General features: G+C 67.9%; 18 protein-coding genes. 8 read left to right on the top strand and 10 right to left on the bottom strand.

The annotated features are described in order from the left end of the window. The first annotated feature begins 14 nt into the window (after positions 1-14). Genes ACSQ9A_RS00570 through ACSQ9A_RS00555 form a run of 4 tightly spaced genes read left to right on the top strand, consistent with a single transcriptional unit; the run spans position 15 to position 3,288 of the window. Positions 15-887, top strand: coding sequence for a branched-chain amino acid ABC transporter permease (locus ACSQ9A_RS00570; RefSeq protein WP_436302303.1), 873 nt, complete (start codon positions 15-17; stop codon positions 885-887). 1 nt (position 888) lies between these two features. Then, positions 889-1,842: a branched-chain amino acid ABC transporter permease gene (locus ACSQ9A_RS00565; protein WP_436302302.1), complete on the top strand. Its 954-nt coding sequence runs from the start codon at positions 889-891 to the stop codon at positions 1,840-1,842. Then, positions 1,839-2,585, top strand: a complete 747-nt coding sequence (locus ACSQ9A_RS00560) for an ABC transporter ATP-binding protein (protein WP_436302301.1) — start codon at positions 1,839-1,841, stop codon at positions 2,583-2,585. The genes ACSQ9A_RS00565 and ACSQ9A_RS00560 overlap by 4 nt, the downstream gene beginning before the upstream one ends. Position 2,586: 1 nt before the next feature. Continuing rightward, entirely contained in the window at positions 2,587-3,288 is a 702-nt protein-coding gene (locus tag ACSQ9A_RS00555) for an ABC transporter ATP-binding protein (protein WP_093104604.1), read from the top strand. A 111-nt stretch (positions 3,289-3,399) separates the two neighbouring features. Here the strand turns inward: ACSQ9A_RS00555 and ACSQ9A_RS00550 are convergent, their stop codons facing one another. The 3 genes from ACSQ9A_RS00550 to ACSQ9A_RS00540 all read right to left on the bottom strand — a co-directional run bounded on the left by ACSQ9A_RS00550 (position 3,400) and on the right by ACSQ9A_RS00540 (position 6,026). Then, positions 3,400-4,191, bottom strand: a complete 792-nt coding sequence (locus ACSQ9A_RS00550) for a Fic family protein (RefSeq protein WP_436306230.1) — start codon at positions 4,189-4,191, stop codon at positions 3,400-3,402. A gap of 111 nt (positions 4,192-4,302) precedes the next feature. Then, positions 4,303-5,625, bottom strand: a complete 1,323-nt coding sequence (locus tag ACSQ9A_RS00545; RefSeq protein ID WP_436306229.1) for a type II toxin-antitoxin system HipA family toxin — start codon at positions 5,623-5,625, stop codon at positions 4,303-4,305. Continuing rightward, positions 5,619-6,026 (bottom strand): helix-turn-helix domain-containing protein, encoded by a 408-nt coding sequence (locus tag ACSQ9A_RS00540; RefSeq protein WP_436302300.1) that lies wholly within the window; start codon positions 6,024-6,026, stop codon positions 5,619-5,621. The genes ACSQ9A_RS00545 and ACSQ9A_RS00540 overlap by 7 nt, the downstream gene beginning before the upstream one ends. Before the next feature lie 73 nt (positions 6,027-6,099). On the opposite strand from ACSQ9A_RS00540, the gene ACSQ9A_RS00535 reads away from it, so the two are divergent. Both ACSQ9A_RS00535 and ACSQ9A_RS00530 read left to right on the top strand, forming a co-directional pair. Then, positions 6,100-6,402 (top strand): hypothetical protein, encoded by a 303-nt coding sequence (locus ACSQ9A_RS00535; protein ID WP_436302299.1) that lies wholly within the window; start codon positions 6,100-6,102, stop codon positions 6,400-6,402. Next, on the top strand, positions 6,362-8,347 hold the full coding sequence (locus ACSQ9A_RS00530; protein ID WP_436302298.1) for a phospholipase D-like domain-containing protein: 1,986 nt from the start codon (positions 6,362-6,364) through the stop codon (positions 8,345-8,347). The genes ACSQ9A_RS00535 and ACSQ9A_RS00530 overlap by 41 nt, the downstream gene beginning before the upstream one ends. Positions 8,348-8,423: 76 nt before the next feature. Here the strand turns inward: ACSQ9A_RS00530 and ACSQ9A_RS00525 are convergent, their stop codons facing one another. The 3 genes from ACSQ9A_RS00525 to ACSQ9A_RS00515 form a co-directional block, all read right to left on the bottom strand. Further along, positions 8,424-9,257 (bottom strand): alpha/beta hydrolase, encoded by an 834-nt coding sequence (locus ACSQ9A_RS00525; RefSeq protein ID WP_436302297.1) that lies wholly within the window; start codon positions 9,255-9,257, stop codon positions 8,424-8,426. Positions 9,258-9,333: 76 nt separating this feature from the next. After that, positions 9,334-9,882: a hypothetical protein gene (locus ACSQ9A_RS00520; RefSeq protein WP_436302296.1), complete on the bottom strand. Its 549-nt coding sequence runs from the start codon at positions 9,880-9,882 to the stop codon at positions 9,334-9,336. A 21-nt stretch (positions 9,883-9,903) separates the two neighbouring features. After that, complete coding sequence (locus tag ACSQ9A_RS00515) at positions 9,904-10,524, bottom strand: hypothetical protein (protein ID WP_436302295.1); 621 nt, start codon at positions 10,522-10,524, stop codon at positions 9,904-9,906. Between ACSQ9A_RS00515 and ACSQ9A_RS00510 the strand changes: the two genes are divergently transcribed. Continuing rightward, entirely contained in the window at positions 10,523-10,645 is a 123-nt protein-coding gene (locus ACSQ9A_RS00510; RefSeq protein ID WP_436302294.1) for a hypothetical protein, read from the top strand. The genes ACSQ9A_RS00515 and ACSQ9A_RS00510 overlap by 2 nt on opposite strands. A gap of 35 nt (positions 10,646-10,680) precedes the next feature. Further along, positions 10,681-11,997: an ArgE/DapE family deacylase gene (locus tag ACSQ9A_RS00505; protein WP_436302293.1), complete on the top strand. Its 1,317-nt coding sequence runs from the start codon at positions 10,681-10,683 to the stop codon at positions 11,995-11,997. A 1-nt stretch (position 11,998) separates the two neighbouring features. Here the strand turns inward: ACSQ9A_RS00505 and ACSQ9A_RS00500 are convergent, their stop codons facing one another. Genes ACSQ9A_RS00500 through ACSQ9A_RS00485 form a run of 4 tightly spaced genes read right to left on the bottom strand, consistent with a single transcriptional unit; the run spans position 11,999 to position 16,071 of the window. Then, entirely contained in the window at positions 11,999-13,273 is a 1,275-nt protein-coding gene (locus ACSQ9A_RS00500) for an aspartate aminotransferase family protein (RefSeq protein WP_436302292.1), read from the bottom strand. 1 nt (position 13,274) lies between these two features. Then, on the bottom strand, positions 13,275-14,327 hold the full coding sequence (locus ACSQ9A_RS00495; protein WP_436302291.1) for a phosphotransferase: 1,053 nt from the start codon (positions 14,325-14,327) through the stop codon (positions 13,275-13,277). After that, a complete protein-coding gene (locus ACSQ9A_RS00490; protein ID WP_093104627.1) occupies positions 14,324-15,352 on the bottom strand; it encodes a histone deacetylase family protein in 1,029 nt (342 codons plus the stop codon). The genes ACSQ9A_RS00495 and ACSQ9A_RS00490 overlap by 4 nt, the downstream gene beginning before the upstream one ends. Positions 15,353-15,369: 17 nt before the next feature. After that, positions 15,370-16,071, bottom strand: a complete 702-nt coding sequence (locus ACSQ9A_RS00485; protein WP_093104628.1) for a GntR family transcriptional regulator — start codon at positions 16,069-16,071, stop codon at positions 15,370-15,372. Positions 16,072-16,089: the final 18 nt, after the last annotated feature.

Below are 16,089 nucleotides of genomic sequence, written 5' to 3'. Positions count from 1 at the left end.
AGTGACGACCTGTCGTGGACCTCGGTACCTTTCTAGTCCAATGCCTGAATTCGGTGCAGTACGGGCTTCTGTTGTTTTTGGTGGCCTCCGGACTGACGCTGATCTTCGGCATCATGGGCGTGATCAACCTGGCCCACGGCAGCTTCTACATGATCGGCGCCTACATGGCGTTCGCGCTCTCGCCGCTCTTCGGTGACCAGTTCATCGTGATGCTGCTGGCGGGCGTGGTGCTCAGCGCGCTCTTCGGCTATGCGCTGGAGTGGGCCTTCTTCAGCTACCTCTACCAGCGCGACCATCTGCAGCAGGTGCTGATGACCTACGGGCTGATCCTCGTGTTCGAGGAGCTGCGTTCGCTGCTCGTCGGCAACGACGTGCACGGCGTCAGGGTGCCGCCCTGGCTGGACGGCAGCTTCGCGCTCGGCGATCTCATGAGCTACCCGTGGTACCGGCTCTTCGCTTCGGCGGCCTGCGTGGTGCTCGCAGTCGGGCTCTACTACGTGGTCAACCGCACGCGCCTGGGCATGATGATCCGCGCCGGCGCCAGCAACCGCGACATGGTGCGCGGCCTGGGCATCGACATCCGCCGGCTCTACCGCATCGTGTTCGCGGCCGGCGTGGCGCTGGCCGCGCTGGCCGGCATGATCGCGGCGCCGATGTCCTCGGTCTATCCGAACATGGGCGCGAGCGTGCTGATCATCTGCTTCGTGGTGGTGGTGATCGGCGGCATCGGCTCGATCACGGGTGCGCTGGTCGCTTCGCTCCTGGTCGGCTTCGTCGACACCTTCGGCAAGGTCTTCTTCGCCGAGCTGAGCGGCATGGGGGTGTACGTGCTGATGGCCATCGTGCTGATCTGGCGTCCTGAAGGCTTGATGGGGCGCAAGACCTGACATGAAGCGCTTTTCGTACTTTCTTCCGCTGCTGTGCGCCGTCGCGCTCGCAGTCCTCGGCCCGATGCTGAGCCCCTATCTCAGCGACCTCGTGGTCAAGGTGATGATCCTCTCGATCTTCGCGTTGAGCCTCGAGCTGCTGGTCGGCATGACCGGCCTCGTGAGCCTGGGCCATGCGGCTTTCTACGGCATCGGCGCCTATGCCACGGTGCTGGGCTCCGGCAAGGATGGCGGCTCCATCGCCGTGCTGCTGCCGCTGGCCATGGGCTGCGCCGCCGGCTATGCGCTGGTGACGGGCGCGCTCAGCCTGCGCACGCGCGGCGTCTACTTCATCATGGTCACGCTGGCCTTCGCGCAGATGGCCTTCTTCGTGTTCCACGACACCGCGCTCGGCGGCGGCAGCGACGGCATCTACATGTACGTGCGGCCGGCCATCGGCGCGCTCGACATGGAGAACCGCAGCGTGCAGTTCTACTTCGTGCTGGCCGCGCTGGCGCTCACCTACGGCTTCCTGGCGCTGATCCGCCGCTCGCGCTTCGGCGCCGCGCTGGCCGGCATCCGCGTCAACGAGCAGCGCATGCGCGCGGCGGGCTTTCCGGTCTACGGCTACAAGCTCGCGGCCTTCGTGATCGCGGGCGCGCTGGCCGGGCTGGCGGGCTTTCTCGTCGCCTCGCGCGACGGCGTGGTGAACCCCGAGCTCCTGGCCTGGCACAACTCGGGCGAGGTGCTGCTGATGATCATCCTCGGCGGCCTCGGCCACCTGCGCGGCGCGGTGATCGGCGCCGTGGCCTTCACGCTGCTGAAGGAACTGCTCTCCACCCATGCGCTGGTGGGGCCGCTCGCGGACCATTGGCAGCTCACGCTGGGTCTGGCCATCATCGCCTTCGTCGCACTGCTGCCCAAGGGCATCATCGGCATCGCATCGCGGCTCTCGCCGAAGGGGGCGGCCGCATGAGTACCCTGCTCTCGGTCGAAACGCTGACGCGCCGCTTCGGCGGCCTGGTCGCCGTCAATGCGGTGAGCCTGGACCTGCGGCGCGGCGAAGTCCATGCGGTGATCGGCACCAACGGCGCCGGCAAGTCCACCTTGATCAACATGCTCTCGGGCGAGATCGACGCCTCCGACGGCCGCATCAAGCTCGACGGCACCGACGTCACCAAGCGCGCGCAGTTCCGCCGCGCGCTCGCCGGCGTCGGCCGCAGCTACCAGCGCACCACGATCTTTCCGGAGTTCACGGTGCTCGAAAACTGCCGCCTCGCCGCGCAGGCCGCGACGCCGCGGCCGTGGGCGATCTGGCAGGCCTCGACGCAGTGCGCAACGAGCAATGCCGCGGCGCGCGAAGCGCTGGAGGCCGCGGGGCTCACTGCGGTGGCCGAGCGCGTCGCCGGCACGCTGAGCCATGGCGCCAAGCGCCAGCTCGAAGTCGCGATGTGCCTGGCCACCAACCCGCGCGTGCTGCTGCTCGACGAGCCGCTGGCCGGCATGGGCGCCGAGGAGACCGAGCGCATGCTGGGCCTGCTCGCCAGCCTCAAGGCCTCGCACGCGATCCTGCTGGTGGAGCACGATATGGACGCGGTGTTCCGCATCGCCGACCGCATCACGGTGATGGTCAACGGCACCGTCATCGCGACCGGCGACCCGGCTTCTATCCGTCAGAACCCCGAAGTGCGCACTGCTTACCTGGGCGAGGACCACTGAGATGCTGCAGATCGAAGGCCTCAACACCTACTACGGCGACAGCCACATCCTGCGCGGCATCGACGTCGCGATGCCGGCGGCCACCTCGGTCGGCCTGCTGGGTCGCAACGGCATGGGCAAGACCACGCTGATCCGCTCGCTGATGGGCTACGTGCGTCCGGCCTCGGGCCGCGTGAAGCTCGACGGCGACGACGTCACCGGCTGGGCGCCCGAGAAGATGGCGCGCCGCGGCATCGGCTACGTGCCCGAAGGCCGCGGCATCTTCCCCAACCTCTCGGTGCGCGAGAACCTCGTGATGAGCGCACGCTCCGGCATCGACGGCAAGCGCGCTTGGACTTTCGATCGCGTGATGGCCACCTTCCCGCGCCTCACGGAGCGGCTCTCGCACGGCGGGCAGCAGTTGTCGGGCGGCGAGCAGCAAATGCTCTCGATCGGCCGCGCGCTGATGACCAACCCGCGCTTGCTGATCCTCGACGAGGCGACCGAAGGCCTGGCGCCGCTGATCGTGGCCGAGATCTGGCGCGTGATCGCGGACATCCGCACGACCGGCATCGCGACACTGATCGTCGACCGCGACTGGCGCAAGGTGCTGGCGCACACGGATCAGGCGGTGGTGATGGAGAAGGGCAAGATCGTGCGGCACGGGCCTTCGGCGGAGTTGCTGGCGGCGCCGGAGGTGTTGGAGGAGTTGTTGGGGGTGTGAAACGGGCGAGGCGCACCGAGATCCTCTGCGCAGATCCCAACGATCATGCGCCCGTCGTGAGCCCGAGATGGGAGAAGTTGCTCTGTGGTCGAATGCCGACCATAGGTACCCCTACTTCAACTCGTACCACACGCCCCGACCAGCGCCGCGCTGGGCCAAGCGGGCTTGTTCGACCAGGGCTCTGAAATGCTGCTTGAGCGTATTGCGATTGCCGCCGGCCAGCCGAATCGCATCCCCCATCGTGATGCGCCCATGCTCCCGCGCAAATTCGACGATCTGCAGTGATAGCTCGGGCAGCGCGGCCAGCACCAGCTTCTCGCGCTCCACCTTGCGAGCAAGACGACGAACCTGCTCAGCCAGCGCGCGCAGGAAGAAGATGAGCCAGGGCTGCCAGTTCGCGGCGCGAATCGTTCCCTGCGTCTGGCGCAGCGCAAGGTAGTAGGCTTCCTTGCTCAGTTCGATCACGCTCTCGAGTGAGCTGTACGGGACATAGGCGTAGCCGGCTTGAAGCAGCAGCAAGGTGGTCAGCACCCGACTCAAGCGGCCGTTGCCGTCCTGAAATGGGTGGATTTCCAGGAAGACCACAACCCAGATGCTGACGAGCAACAGTGGATGGAGACGCGCGGCGTCGTGTTCGCCGTTGAACCAGACCACCAGTTCGGTCATCAGGCGTGGCGTGTCGAACGGCGTCGCGGTTTCGAAGACCACGCCCAGCTGCTTGCCGTTTTCGTCAAACGCGACGACGCTGTTCGTGGAGGTCTTGTACTTGCCCCGGTGCCACGCGTCCTTTTCGCTGTATGTGAGCAAGTCGCGATGCAGCTGCTTGATGTGGTTCTCGGTCAGGGTGATGTCCTGCCAGGACGAGAACACCAGCTCCATGACCTCGGCGTAACCGGCCACCACATCCAATTACACCCATTCCGGTGGCGCTGCGGTCGGCTGGGAAGACCCACTCATCAACCGGATTGCGTCCATTGACGCGCCGCGGCGATTCAGCTGCCAGGGGATCTTGCCTCAAGCCCGCCCACCTCCAAACTGCCGAACCTGCTTCCGCAACCCTTTCACGATGCGCTCCCAAATCCTCCCAGGAAACGAATCCGGCACCCTCCCCTCCACCCGCCCAATCGCCCCCTCCACCTCCCCCACCATTGCCTGCATCGCCTCCCACACCCCCACCCCACCGTTCTTCATCGCCAGCCCCTCCCAATGCCTAGCCTGGATCGTGTGAAGCGCATAGTGGGCATTCTTCGAGCGCACCGCCATCGCCAGCCCCGCACTCCGCCACCGAAACTGATTCGCCCCATCCCCGACATAGGGCCACACTGAGATCACGTCATACAGCGGCGTCATCGCATACACGTCCCCCTGCCCCAGAAAGATCGAGTAGTTCTTGGCATGCCCATCGGTCGCGGCCAGGAGCCAGAAGGCCAGCTGCGTCAGCAGAAAGGCCGTGCGATCGGTCTGCGCATCTGCGCTGCCAGCCAACACCTTCAGGCAGGCCTCCATGCCGGGGCCTCCATCCTTTTCGTACTTCTTGTCGGGCGGGTAACCCAGGGCCTGGCAGAAGTCCTCCTGCGGTAGTCGCGCGATCCACTTCTTGCCGTCCATCCACGCGCGGTCGAAGCGCTCGACGATCAGTACCTTCTGGCCGTCGAACTCCGCCATCTCGGTGTTAGCGACGGGCAGGCCCAGCTCGCGCAGGAGCTGCGCGCACAGCCATTCGTTCTCGACGGAGTCGGACAGGTCGACGCGCCGCGATCCGCCGACCAGTCCCAGCGGCAGCTTGAAGATGTGGGTCGTGGGTGTCGCACCGTGCGGCCGGCACCAGCGGCGGCGATAGCGGGTGAAGGCGGTCTTCTCCTGCGCGCCGGCGAGGGAGATGCGAAACAGGTCCTCGTCGTCCGCGGGCTGGCCCAAGGGGGTGTCGGAAGTCACGGCATGCAGCAGGCTGCGCAGCTTCGCGTCGCGCAGCGGTTCGCAGTCGACGCGGTCCCATCCTTGCGGCGCCATGCCTTCGGGCAGCAGCTGCACGGCGCCGACGCAGTCGCGGCCGATGGCCTCCAGCAGGGCGAAGGCCTGGGCGTCGCGGGTCCTGAAGCGCCGGCGCAGGCGCTCGCGGATGCGGTCGTTGTCCGGGAGCAGGTTTTCGAAGTAGTTGGCGACAACCCGGCCGCGGATCTCGCGCGCGCCGGTGATGGGCAAGGACAGCGACAGCGAACGGCGCTTGTCGGATTGCAGCCATTCGCTCGCGTAGCTCAGGACGTGGGTGCCGCGCGCGACCCGCCAGTGGCCGACGAGCTCGCCGTTCATCCAGATGCCGAGGGCGGCGCTCACCAGGAGCCCTTCTTCGGCGGGATGGTGAGGAGGGGTGTCGATGCGCGCTTCGAGGCTGTTTTTGCCGGCGGCTTCACGGTGGGCGGCTCCACTGCGGACTTCGAGCGGCGTGCGACGAGCGGCTTGGCCGCCTCCTGGCCTGGGTCAGGCTCGCGGGCCAGCACAGGTGCAGATGCCGCCGCGCTTTCTGCGCCCTCTCTCAGCACCAAGGTCGCGCCCAGGGCAGACAGAAGCTGCATGAGCTGGTCGACGCTGACCAGCCCCGGCCTGGCCTCGATCTCTGCCATGCGGGCCTGGCCGATGCCCAGCCGCTGGCCGAGCTGGGCTTGGGTCAGGCCGCGCTGCTTGCGCAAGGCACGCAGATGTGCGCGGAGTTGGTCGGCGAGTCGGACCGCGTAGTCCATCGGAGGCTTTCAGGGGGAATACAGAGGTATTGGCCTTGGCCGATGAAGACAATATATCGGTCTTGAGCGATATATGCAACATATCGGCCATGGCCGATATGCAGCGCGGCCGCCGCGCGAGCGCGAAAGCCCGCACTGCTGCGTGGCGCATGCCATACCGGACCATGAGGTCACGCAGATCCTCAATCTTGGGGGCGCGCTCTTTTTGCCTCGGCGTTCCAAATTGAAGCATCCGGGCTCGGCCCACTCCGCTGAAATCAGCTTGTCATCCTGCGGGGCTAGTTTGCTGCTGCTCAGCCGGCCGGCGTTATTCACCACCTACCAGGAAGACAGCCATGGGAAAGATTCTCAGCGCCTTCGCGTACGCCAACAATGAAGTGGCCTACATCGCCTGGGATGTGGACAACAAGATCGAGGGCTGCCTCGGCTTTGAAGTCACGCGCGTTTACCTGAACGCCGATGAAAGCGTCGTCGTGCGCAATGACGGCAGCGAAGACCGCGTGCGCTGCGCGAGCTGGGTCGGCTTCTCCGGCCAGCGCAATCCCCACTGCTTGCCGCAGCACACGGGGATCTGGCCCGTGCAGAAGCTCTCGTGGAGAGACCTCACGCTGCGCAAGAGACGCGATGAACTGAATCGCAGGCCCTCGGAGGTGTTCGTTCGGTACGAGATCCGGCCGGTCGGCGACCTGGAAGACGGCATGGAGCCCGCGCCCGACCCCACGCCGAAGACGGTGCGAGTGACCCAGCGTGACGACCACGGGCGCCCCGTCAAGGATGCCGAGGGCAAGCTGGTCAAGATCTCCGTCAAGGCCTACGAGGGCAAGCCCCGCCCGCTGGGCTATCTGGGCCCCGCGGTGCCTACTCTTCCGGTGCGGGTGACGAGCCGTCGCGGCGTTTTCCGCTCGACCTTCACCAACGGCATCCTTGCCGCACAGTGGCTGCGCAACGTGCTGATGGAGGACGGAGAGATCGAGCCGAACGAGTTGTTCGAGAAGATCTCGAACCCGGACGATCCCCACCGAAAGTACCTCGCCGGCGATGTGCTGCCGCTGCTCCACGAGCTGTTCGCCAGGCCCGGCGAGTTTCATCTCGCACTCTACGAGCTGGACGACAAGGAACTTGTCGACCTCTTGCTGGCGAACGCGCAGCGCATCCATCTCATCCTGGCCAACACCGGCAAGGACAACGGCGGATGGGATGGCCGGAACGCCGAGGCACGGGAACGCCTGATTGCCGCAGGGGCCGACATCCAGCACCGCATGTTCAACAACTCGACGCACATCGGCCACAACAAGTTCGTCGTGCACACGCCCCCCAATGGCGGGCCTCGCTCGGTGTTCACAGGGAGCACCAACTGGACATCCACCGGCGTGGCGGGCCAGACCAACAATGCGCTGCTGATCGAGGACGACGCGGGCGCGCAGGTCTTCATGGACTACTGGCAGCGCATGAGCGCGGACGCGCTGGAGATTCCGGACCCCTTCGGCGCCCCGATGTCGAAGAACCAGCAGAGTCTCGAGTTCCGGCGCTCGAATGAAGCCCCCGCGCGTCTGGCGCTCGCCAATGGCGCGCAGATCGAGCTCTGGTTCTCGCCCAACATGCAAGGACGCACGAAGGGAACGAAGACGCCACCGGACCTGAAGGAGGTGTACCGGCGCATGCGGCTGGCGCGCGAGGCCATCCTCTTCCTGGCCTTCTATCCCGGCCAGCGCGGCAACGACTGCATCATCGGCGAGGCCATCGACATCGGGCGCAAGGACGGACGTCTGATCGTCACCGGCGCCGTCTCCAGCGCCCAGGCCATGCCCAACTACGTGCCGGGCAAGAAGAACGATCCCGATGACGAAAGCGACGACGAGCCCGGCGAATCCCCGCGCACCTTCTTCGAGGACAAGGTCTCGATCGTGCGGGCGTCGCGCGTCGACGATAGAGCGATGCTCGGGGACTTCGGCGCGGAACAGCTGACCGCCAAGGGCGGAATCGGGGCCATCATCCACGACAAGCTGGTCGTGATCGATCCGCTGTCGCCGGACTGCACCGTCATCCTGGGCAGCCACAACCTGGGCTTCAAGGCCTCGTACTGCAACGACGAGAACATGGTGATCGTCAGCGGCGACCAGGCCCTGGCCGAAGCCTATGCCGTGCACATCCTCGACGTCTACGACCACTACCGTTTCCGGGCCGTGCAGGCGGAACGGCAGGAACAGCACAAGAAGAGCTGGTCCGGTTTCCTGGACACGGACGACTCGTGGCTGGAGGGCTACGTGGAGGATCGTCAGGGCGCGTTGATGCGCTACTTCGCGCGCGGCCGCCGGGCGTAGTCCCGGGCAGGCCGATTTCCATCTGCGCGCCGGCGTCTGAGAGTAGGCCGGCGGAGGCCCGGGCTCGTGTAGCGGCTCATGCGGCCTTCGGCTCAGGGAGGACTGCCGTCAATGCGAAGTCGACGAGATGGAGCCAGGTCGCTTCGAGGCCCATGATGCTGCGGTGGTCGGAGCCGGTGATGGTCTGCACGCTGATGGATGTTGGCCAGGCGGCGATGAGCTTCTGTGAACGCTCCGGCAGCACGACATCGTCCCACTCGGCCAGCAGGACCTGGGTTTTCGCCGCGACCTCCTTGCAGTGCGTCAGGGAGTTGAACTGGTGCCGCAGCAACAGGGAAAGTGGAACGAGCGGGAAGCGCTTCTTCGCCACCTGCAGCATCGAGTCGTATGGCGTGACCAGCTGCAGGCTCGAGAAGTCTTGTCGCGCCACAAGCTGAATGGCCACGCCCGTCCCCAGACTTCGACCGACGACGTGCAGGCGCGCGTGCGGGAAGGCCCGGCGCAAGTGATTGGCGAACTCTCTCGCGTCCTCGACGGAGGCGACCTCGGAGGGGTGCCCCTGCGAGTCGGCCACCCCCCGATAGTTGACCGCGGCGAAGCCGAAGCCTTCCGGAAGCCAGTGCAGCGCCTTTGCAGTGGCGCGGACATCCTCGCCTCGGCCCGCGAAATAGATGAACAGGTCCTGCAGCGCCTCCTCGCCCTGGGGGTGATAGACATAGCCGCGGACCATCCCGCCCGGCACGGTATGAGAGTACGTGGAAAAGTCGTCGGACAAGTGAACGACGGGATGCTTGCGAGCGTCGAAAAGGATGTGTCCCTGGCGCGTCGCAAGGAGAGCCCAGTAGGCTGCGATGCCTCCAAGAGCAGCTGCCGAAGCCGATAGTGCAACGCGGAAGGCTTTGGATGACAAGGTTTGCTCCGGGGGAAGGGCCAGGGTGTGTACCCCCGTAGTTTCACCTCGTTCCTTTGGACGCACCTGCCTGGGCTCAAAACCCGGGCGGCACCAAACGCTCCGGGTCGGCCAGGATCAAGGCCGCGCGGTACGCCGATCGCCCCGCTTCCTTGGTGAGCTCGCTCAGGTCGTTCCAATCCTGCAGGCGTTCGCTCGGAGACGGCGTCGCCGAACGGTTCAGAAGCAATTGCGTCACGCCCAGCAAGGCACTCGCGGACAGCAGGCAGAACTGCGCGGCCGATCGTTCGGGCTCTGCGGCGTATGCGTTTTTCTCAAGTCGGGCCTTGTGCGCCTGCTCGTCGATCGAAAGTGGAACGAGGTCCGTGTGTCGGAAGTGGGGAACGGCGCCTGTCGAAGCCTCGACTTCGGTAAGCAGCTGTTCGATCGCTGCCAGCGCGCGCTGAATGGACGGATTCTCGACAGGTTTCGGGCTCATGTTTTCGGGTGTGGCACACCGTTGCCAACGACTATCGCCTGCAACTTGGGAGAAATCGTGCGCGTGGCCCGTGACCTGTCCGCGCAGCGCGAAGATCCGGACCGGGTCATCGCCGTCGACGACGAAGACTCTCCCCGCTGCTAGCATGGCAGTCGATGTGCAGCCTGTTCAGGCGTACACGGGATCTGCGGTCCGCGCGGATCGGGCCGTCGCCGCCTTGCGCGCCGCCCGCTCGTCGGCCATGGCGCGCACGAGTGCGCGGTCGCCGGCGCGGGACGCGGCCTCGATGACCGTGAGATGCAGCAGATCGCGCTGGGCATGGCTGCCGCCGAGCGGACTGCTGGCCGCGAGCACGGGCAGCAGCAGTTCGACACAGCGCGCATACCGGCCGGCCGCGAAGGCTTGCAGGCCGCGGGCGGCAGGCAGTGCCACCGCGGCGGCAGCCTGTGCGCCGGGGCGCCACGCCGCATCGGCGATCGCGGCGATGCCCGCGTTCGACGCGCCTTCGTCGCCGGCCTCGGCCAGCGCCATCACGGCATGCACGTCGTTGAAGGCGTAGGAGCCCCAGGCGGCCTGCAGGCGCCAGCGTGCAGCGAGCGCCTGCCAGTGCTCCGACACGTCGACGCCGCGCAGGCCGAAGCGCCACAGCAGCGCGCTGGCATCGTCGAGGTTCAGGGCGATGGCTTCGGGCGCGGGGGCGACCGTGGCGTCGTAGAGCGCGAGCGCCGCGTCCATGTCGCCGTGCGCCATGTGCATCAGCGCGAGATGCCAATGGTTGTGGACGGCCATGCCGGAGTCGGTCGCCCAATGGCGCTGCGTGGCCTTCAGCCAGGTGAACCTGACGCCGCCGCAGTACCGCCGGCGCTTCGGCGGTCTGCGCGCGGTCCTGTCGGTGCACGGCAACGCTTGAGCGCGGCGGGCACAGAGCTTGCGGCGGGCCGGCGCATGAAGAATCCTTCCCCCGCCGTCGATCGCACCCGCCTGCTCGCAACGATCGAGCGGCTCTCGCCGCGCATGACGGAGATCCTGAGCGAATTCGTCGCGGCGCCCAGCCTGTCGGGCGCGGAGCAGCCGGCCGCCGACTTCTTCGAAGGCGCGCTGACCGAGCTGGGATTGGAGCCCGAGCGCATCGTGCTCGACAGCAGCCTGATCGAAGGCATGCCGCTCTTCTCCTGCCCGTGCGACCCCGACAACGGCCGCTACAACCTGCTGGCGCGCCACCTGCCGCGCATGGGCGGCGGGCGCTCCGTGCTGTTCAACGGGCATATCGACGTGGTGCCCACCGGACCCGAGGCGCTGTGGACCCGGCCGCCCTACATTCCATGGGTGAAGGACGGCTGGCTGCACGGCCGCGGCGCGGGCGATATGAAGGGCGGCCTGGTCTGCGCACTGATCGCCTACCAGGCCTTGCGCGAGATGGGCCTGCAGCCGGCCGGCACCGTCGGCTTCAACGCCGTGCTCGACGAGGAGAACACCGGCAACGGCACGCTCGCCACCGTGCACGCGCTGCAGAACGCGCTGGGCAAGGCGAAGCTCAGCGACTTCGATGCGGTGCTGATCCCCGAGCCCTTCGGCGAAACGCTGATGCGCGCGCAGGTCGGCGTGTGCTGGCTCTTCATCGACATCACCGGCCGGCCAGCGCATGTCGCCTACATGAGCAAGGGCGTCAACCCGATCGAGGCCGGCATCGCCATCATGGCCGACCTGAAGGCGCTGGAGGCCGAGTGGAATGCGCCCGAGCGCCGGCATCCGCTGTTTCGCGACGTGGAGCATCCGCTCAACTTCAACCTGGGGCGCATCGAGGGCGGCGAGTGGAACTCGTCGGTGCCTTGCACCTGCAGGCTCGGCATCCGCTTCGGCTTCTTCCCCGGCACGACGGCCGAGGAGGCCACGCTGCAAGTGACGCAACGCATCCGCGCCACCGCGGCCCGGCTCGATGCGGATCTCACGGTGGAGATCAACGCACGCGGACATTTCTCGCCGGGCTGCGAATACGAGCTCGACGCGCCGCCGCTGCGCATGCTGGCCGAGGCGCACGAGAAGATCACCGGCGCCGCGCCCAAGCCGCTCGCCTGCACCGCCACCACCGACGGCCGGCACTTCGCGCTGATGACCGACATCCCGGTGACCGTCTACGGCCCGCTGGCGCGCAACATCCACGGCATCGACGAAGCGGTCTCGCTGGACAGCATGAAGCGCGTGGCCGCCACCATGGCGCAGTTCATGGCGGACTGGTGCGGCGTCGAGCCGCTCGACACCTGACTCACAGCGTCGTCAGGACGCTATCCAGCGTGTCGACCAGCAGGTCCGCATGGGCTTCGCTAAACACCAGCGGCGGACGGATCTTCAGCGTGCTGGCATGCTCGCCGGTCGAGCTCAGCAGCACCTGCCGGTCGCGCAGCGCGTTGACGATGCGCGCCGTCTCGGCCGTGGCCGGTGCGCGCGTGGCGCGGTCGCTCACGAGGTCCACGCCGACGAACAGGCCGGCGCCGCGCACCTCGCCGACGAGCGCATGGCGCGCGGCGAGCGCCGTCAAACGCGCGCGCAGGTGCTTGCCGACGCGCTGCGCGTTCGCCATCAGGCCTTCGCGCTCGATCACGTCGAGCACCGCCATGCCGGCGGCCATCGAAACCGGGTTGCCGCCGAAGGTGTTGAAGTAGCGGCATTCGCGCGCGAAGGCGGCGAGCACCTCCGGCCGCACCGCGAGCCCGGCCAGCGGATGGCCGGCGCCGAGCGGCTTGCCCATGGTCACGATGTCGGGCACCACGCCGTGGCGCTGGAAGCCCCAGAAGGCATCGCCGGTGCGGCCCAGCCCGGGCTGCACTTCGTCGGCGATGAAGATGCCGCCGGCGGCGCGCACGGCCTCCACCGCCTCGGCCAGGAAGCCTGGCGGGTCGGTGAAGATGCCGTCGCTGGAGAACACGGTGTCGACCATCAGCGCGGCGGGCCGCATGCCATGCGCCTGCAGATCGGCGATGGCGGCGCGCACGCCGTCGGCGAAGGCCGCACCGCCGCCGTCGGGCGCCGGCACGGTGCGCACGGCGTCGCCGAGCTGCACGAACTTGCCGAGCGAGGGCGAGGCTTCGGCGATCGATGCGGTCACGCCGTGGTAGGCGAAGCGCGTGACGATCAGGCCACAAGCCTTGGTGTGCGAGTGCGCAATGCGCATCGCCAGGTCGTTGGCCTCGCTGCCGGTGCAGGTGAACATCGCGTGCGCGAGCTCGGCGGGCATCGTGGCGAGCAGGCGCTCCGCATAGTCGAGCACGCCTTCGTGCAGGTAGCGCGTGTGCGTGTTGAGCACGCCGGCCTGGCGCGCGATGGCTTCCACCACATGCGGATGGCAATGGCCGACCGAGGCGACGTTGTTGTACGCGTCCAGGTAGCGCCTGCCGTCGGCATCGTGCAGCCAGACGCCCTCGCCGCGGACCGGGTGCAGCGGCGTCTCGTAGAAGAGGCGGTAGGCCGGGCCCAGGACCCGCGCGCGGCGGTCCATGAGCGAGCGGGTCGCAGGAGGGATCGCAGAAGTTGAGGTCGGCATGTTAGGCCTCCATGTGCAGGCCGCAGGCGCGGCGGAAGACGGCGGTCGCGGCTTCGGCGCCGACGCGCTCGCAGGCCGCGAGGCGCGCCCATGAGAGCGGGTTGTTGCGCAGCAGGTAGGCCGCGTTCTCGGGATGGCGCGCCGCGCGCCAGCCGCTGATGGCCACCACCATCACCAGCCGCGCCGTGATCAGCGTGAACAGCAGCTCGACTTCGGCCGCGAGCAGCGGCCGCACGCCGTGGTAGGCGGCAACGAAGGGCGCGATGTCGGCCAGCGGATCGCCGCCGGTGCCGACCTGGTAGGCGGCCGCGACGGCCAGATCGTCGATCGCCGGCGCGCGCACCATGTCGCCGAAGTCGAGGATGCCGGCGATGCGGTCGGTGTCGGCCGGATCGACCAGCACGTTGTAGATGTTGAAGTCGTTGTGGATCGGCTGCGCGGGCAGCGCGGCGAGCCGTGGCTTGGCGTCGCGCTCGAAGCGGTCGAGTGCGCCCTCCGCCAGCGCGCGGCGCTCCGGGTCGGCGATGTGCGCGAGCAGGCCGCGCACGCTGTCGGCGCGCTGGATGTCCCAGGGCAGCGCGAGCTCGCCGGCGGGATGGTCGAAATCGCGCAGCGCAAGGTCGAGCCGCGCCAGCATGCGCGCGAGGTTCTGCTGCTGCCGCGGCGTGCGCGGCGCCTCGGGCAGCGGCAGGCCGGGCAGGTAGCTGAAGAGGCGCGCCACGCGCGGCAGGCCGTCTCCGGGATCGCAGAGGAAGGAAGGCTCGCCGCTCGATGCCGGCACGATGCGCTGCACCGGCAGCTGCGGGTCGGCAGCCGCGAGGTGCAGCAGCGCCTGGGTCTGGAAGTCGGCGACCAGCGCCGACTCGGCCGGATGCGAGATCTTCAGCATGAAGCGCGCGCCGTCGCCGGGCGGCGCCAGCAGGTAGTTGCGGTCGCGCTCGCCCGTCAGCGCGCGCAGCTCGCCCTCGATGCCCCAGCGCTCGCGCGCCAGCGCGCGCACCCAGGCATCGTCGAGTTCGGGCGAGCCCTCGCTCAGGACCTGCGCGTCGGTCATGCCGCGCCGGCGAAGCCGCGCAGCGCGCTCGCGATGTTGGGGCCGAGGTCGTCGGAGAGGTAGCCGCCCTCCTGCACCAGCACGGTCGGCAAGCCGAGGCGCGCGATCTCGGCCAGCAGAACCGCAAAGCCCGGCGTCGTGATCTTCATGCCCTTGTACGGGTCGCGCTCGTGCGTGTCGAGGCCCAGCGCCACCGCCAGCGCGCCGGGCGCAAAGGCGCGGATGCTGTCGCAGGCCTCGCGCAGCGCCGGCAGGTAGCCGTCGAGATCGGTGCCGAGCGCCAGCGGCTTGTTGATGTTGTAGCCCAGGCCCTCGCCCTCGCCGCGCTCGTGCGCATGGCCGGTGAAGAAGGGCGTGAAGTTGCGCGGGTCGCCGTGCAGCGAAATGGACAGCACGTCGGCACGGCGGTAGAAGATGCCCTGCGTGCCGTTGCCGTGGTGCACGTCGATGTCGAGGATGGCCACGCGCGCGTGCCTGCTGCGCAGATGCTGCGCGGCGATGGCCACGTTGTTCAGGTAGCAGAAGCCGTTGGCGCGATCGACGTAGGCGTGATGGCCCGGCGGGCGGCACAGCGCATAGGCGGCGCGCTCGCCGTCGAGCACCAGCTGCGCGGCGTGCGTCGCCATGTGGGCCGACGCAACGGCCGCCTCCCAGGTGTGGGGGCCGATGGAGCAGGCGTTGTCGCCCATGTGAAAGCCCGCTTGTCCGACCACGCTCTCGGGATAGCTGCAGGGCTGGCCTGGAAAGGGGTGGATGTTCGGCATCACCTCTTCCGAAGGGTCGTCCAGCAGCTGCCAGCGCGCATGGGCCGTCTCGAGGAAGCGCAGGTAGTCGGGCGTGTGGATGGCCGCGCGCGGGCCGGCGCCGAAGTCCTCGCAGGGGACGATCTCGTGGCCATCCTTGCGCACAGCGTCGAGCAGCCGGAAGGCGCGCTCGGGCTGCTCGTTGCTGCGCTTGAGCTTGCCGCGCACCATGAACAGCTGCGGGTCGTGCCCTTGGTGCGTGTCGGTGTAGACGACCTTCATCGAGGGGGTCCTTGAATTCAGGGGGTGGGGACGCCGTGCTGGCGGACGAACAGGGCGCGCACGTCGCGCCATGCGGATTCGATGTGCGTGCGCATCGCGGCCTTGGCGGCTTCAATGTCGCGGCGCACCAGCGCGTCGGCGATCAGCAGGTGGTTGCTGGCCACGGTCTCGGAATCGTCGACCACGGTGATGAGGGCGATGATCATGCGCAGCTCGGTCTGCGTGTTCAGGAAGATGCGGTGCAGGTGCGCATTGCCCGAGAGTTCGCTGATCAGCGTGTGCAGCGCGAGGTCGGTATCGATGCGCTCGTCCTGCGCCCGCGTGCGTGCCAGGCGCACCATGTCGTCGACCATCGCGCGCACGCGCGCCAGGTCGGCATCGCTGGCCTTGCGGCAGGCCAGCTCGATCGAAGTCAGCTCCAGGCTCAGGCGCACTTCGTACAGGTCGTCGATCTCCTGCACGCTGATGGTTCGCACCGCGAAGCCGTGGCGCGGCCGCGCGACCAGCACGCCCTGGCGCTCGAGCCGGCGCGCCGCTTCGCGCACCGGCGCACGGCTCACGCCCATGCGGCGCGCGATGTCGGCTTCGACGATGCGGCTGCCGGGCGCGAGGCGGCCTTCGACGATGGCGCGGGTGAGCTGGGCTTCGACCAGGCCGACCAGGTCGGTCGCCTCGACGGATTCGAAAAGAACGGTGTCGGAAGAGGAATTGAAAGCCATGTGGTTGTCTCGTCTTGT

It is taken from the genome of Variovorax sp. LjRoot290, from assembly GCF_964253985.1.
Classification (GTDB): Bacteria; Pseudomonadota; Gammaproteobacteria; order Burkholderiales; family Burkholderiaceae_C; genus Variovorax.
Note: the sequence above shows the minus strand (reverse complement) of the source record. Positions and strands in the feature narration are given on the sequence as shown.

Coding starts and splice junctions, on each gene's coding strand:
- ACSQ9A_RS00555 (WP_093104604.1), top strand. CDS start 2,587: ATGCTGCAGATCGAAGGCCTCAACACCTACTACGGCGACAGCCACATC.
- ACSQ9A_RS00495 (WP_436302291.1), bottom strand. CDS start 14,327: ATGACCGACGCGCAGGTCCTGAGCGAGGGCTCGCCCGAACTCGACGAT.
- ACSQ9A_RS00540 (WP_436302300.1), bottom strand. CDS start 6,026: ATGGACTACGCGGTCCGACTCGCCGACCAACTCCGCGCACATCTGCGT.
- ACSQ9A_RS00505 (WP_436302293.1), top strand. CDS start 10,681: ATGAAGAATCCTTCCCCCGCCGTCGATCGCACCCGCCTGCTCGCAACG.
- ACSQ9A_RS00510 (WP_436302294.1), top strand. CDS start 10,523: ATGCCGGAGTCGGTCGCCCAATGGCGCTGCGTGGCCTTCAGCCAGGTG.
- ACSQ9A_RS00530 (WP_436302298.1), top strand. CDS start 6,362: ATGGGAAAGATTCTCAGCGCCTTCGCGTACGCCAACAATGAAGTGGCC.
- ACSQ9A_RS00565 (WP_436302302.1), top strand. CDS start 889: ATGAAGCGCTTTTCGTACTTTCTTCCGCTGCTGTGCGCCGTCGCGCTC.
- ACSQ9A_RS00560 (WP_436302301.1), top strand. CDS start 1,839: ATGAGTACCCTGCTCTCGGTCGAAACGCTGACGCGCCGCTTCGGCGGC.
- ACSQ9A_RS00515 (WP_436302295.1), bottom strand. CDS start 10,524: ATGGCCGTCCACAACCATTGGCATCTCGCGCTGATGCACATGGCGCAC.
- ACSQ9A_RS00520 (WP_436302296.1), bottom strand. CDS start 9,882: ATGCTAGCAGCGGGGAGAGTCTTCGTCGTCGACGGCGATGACCCGGTC.
- ACSQ9A_RS00490 (WP_093104627.1), bottom strand. CDS start 15,352: ATGAAGGTCGTCTACACCGACACGCACCAAGGGCACGACCCGCAGCTG.
- ACSQ9A_RS00500 (WP_436302292.1), bottom strand. CDS start 13,273: ATGCCGACCTCAACTTCTGCGATCCCTCCTGCGACCCGCTCGCTCATG.
- ACSQ9A_RS00535 (WP_436302299.1), top strand. CDS start 6,100: ATGCAACATATCGGCCATGGCCGATATGCAGCGCGGCCGCCGCGCGAG.
- ACSQ9A_RS00485 (WP_093104628.1), bottom strand. CDS start 16,071: ATGGCTTTCAATTCCTCTTCCGACACCGTTCTTTTCGAATCCGTCGAG.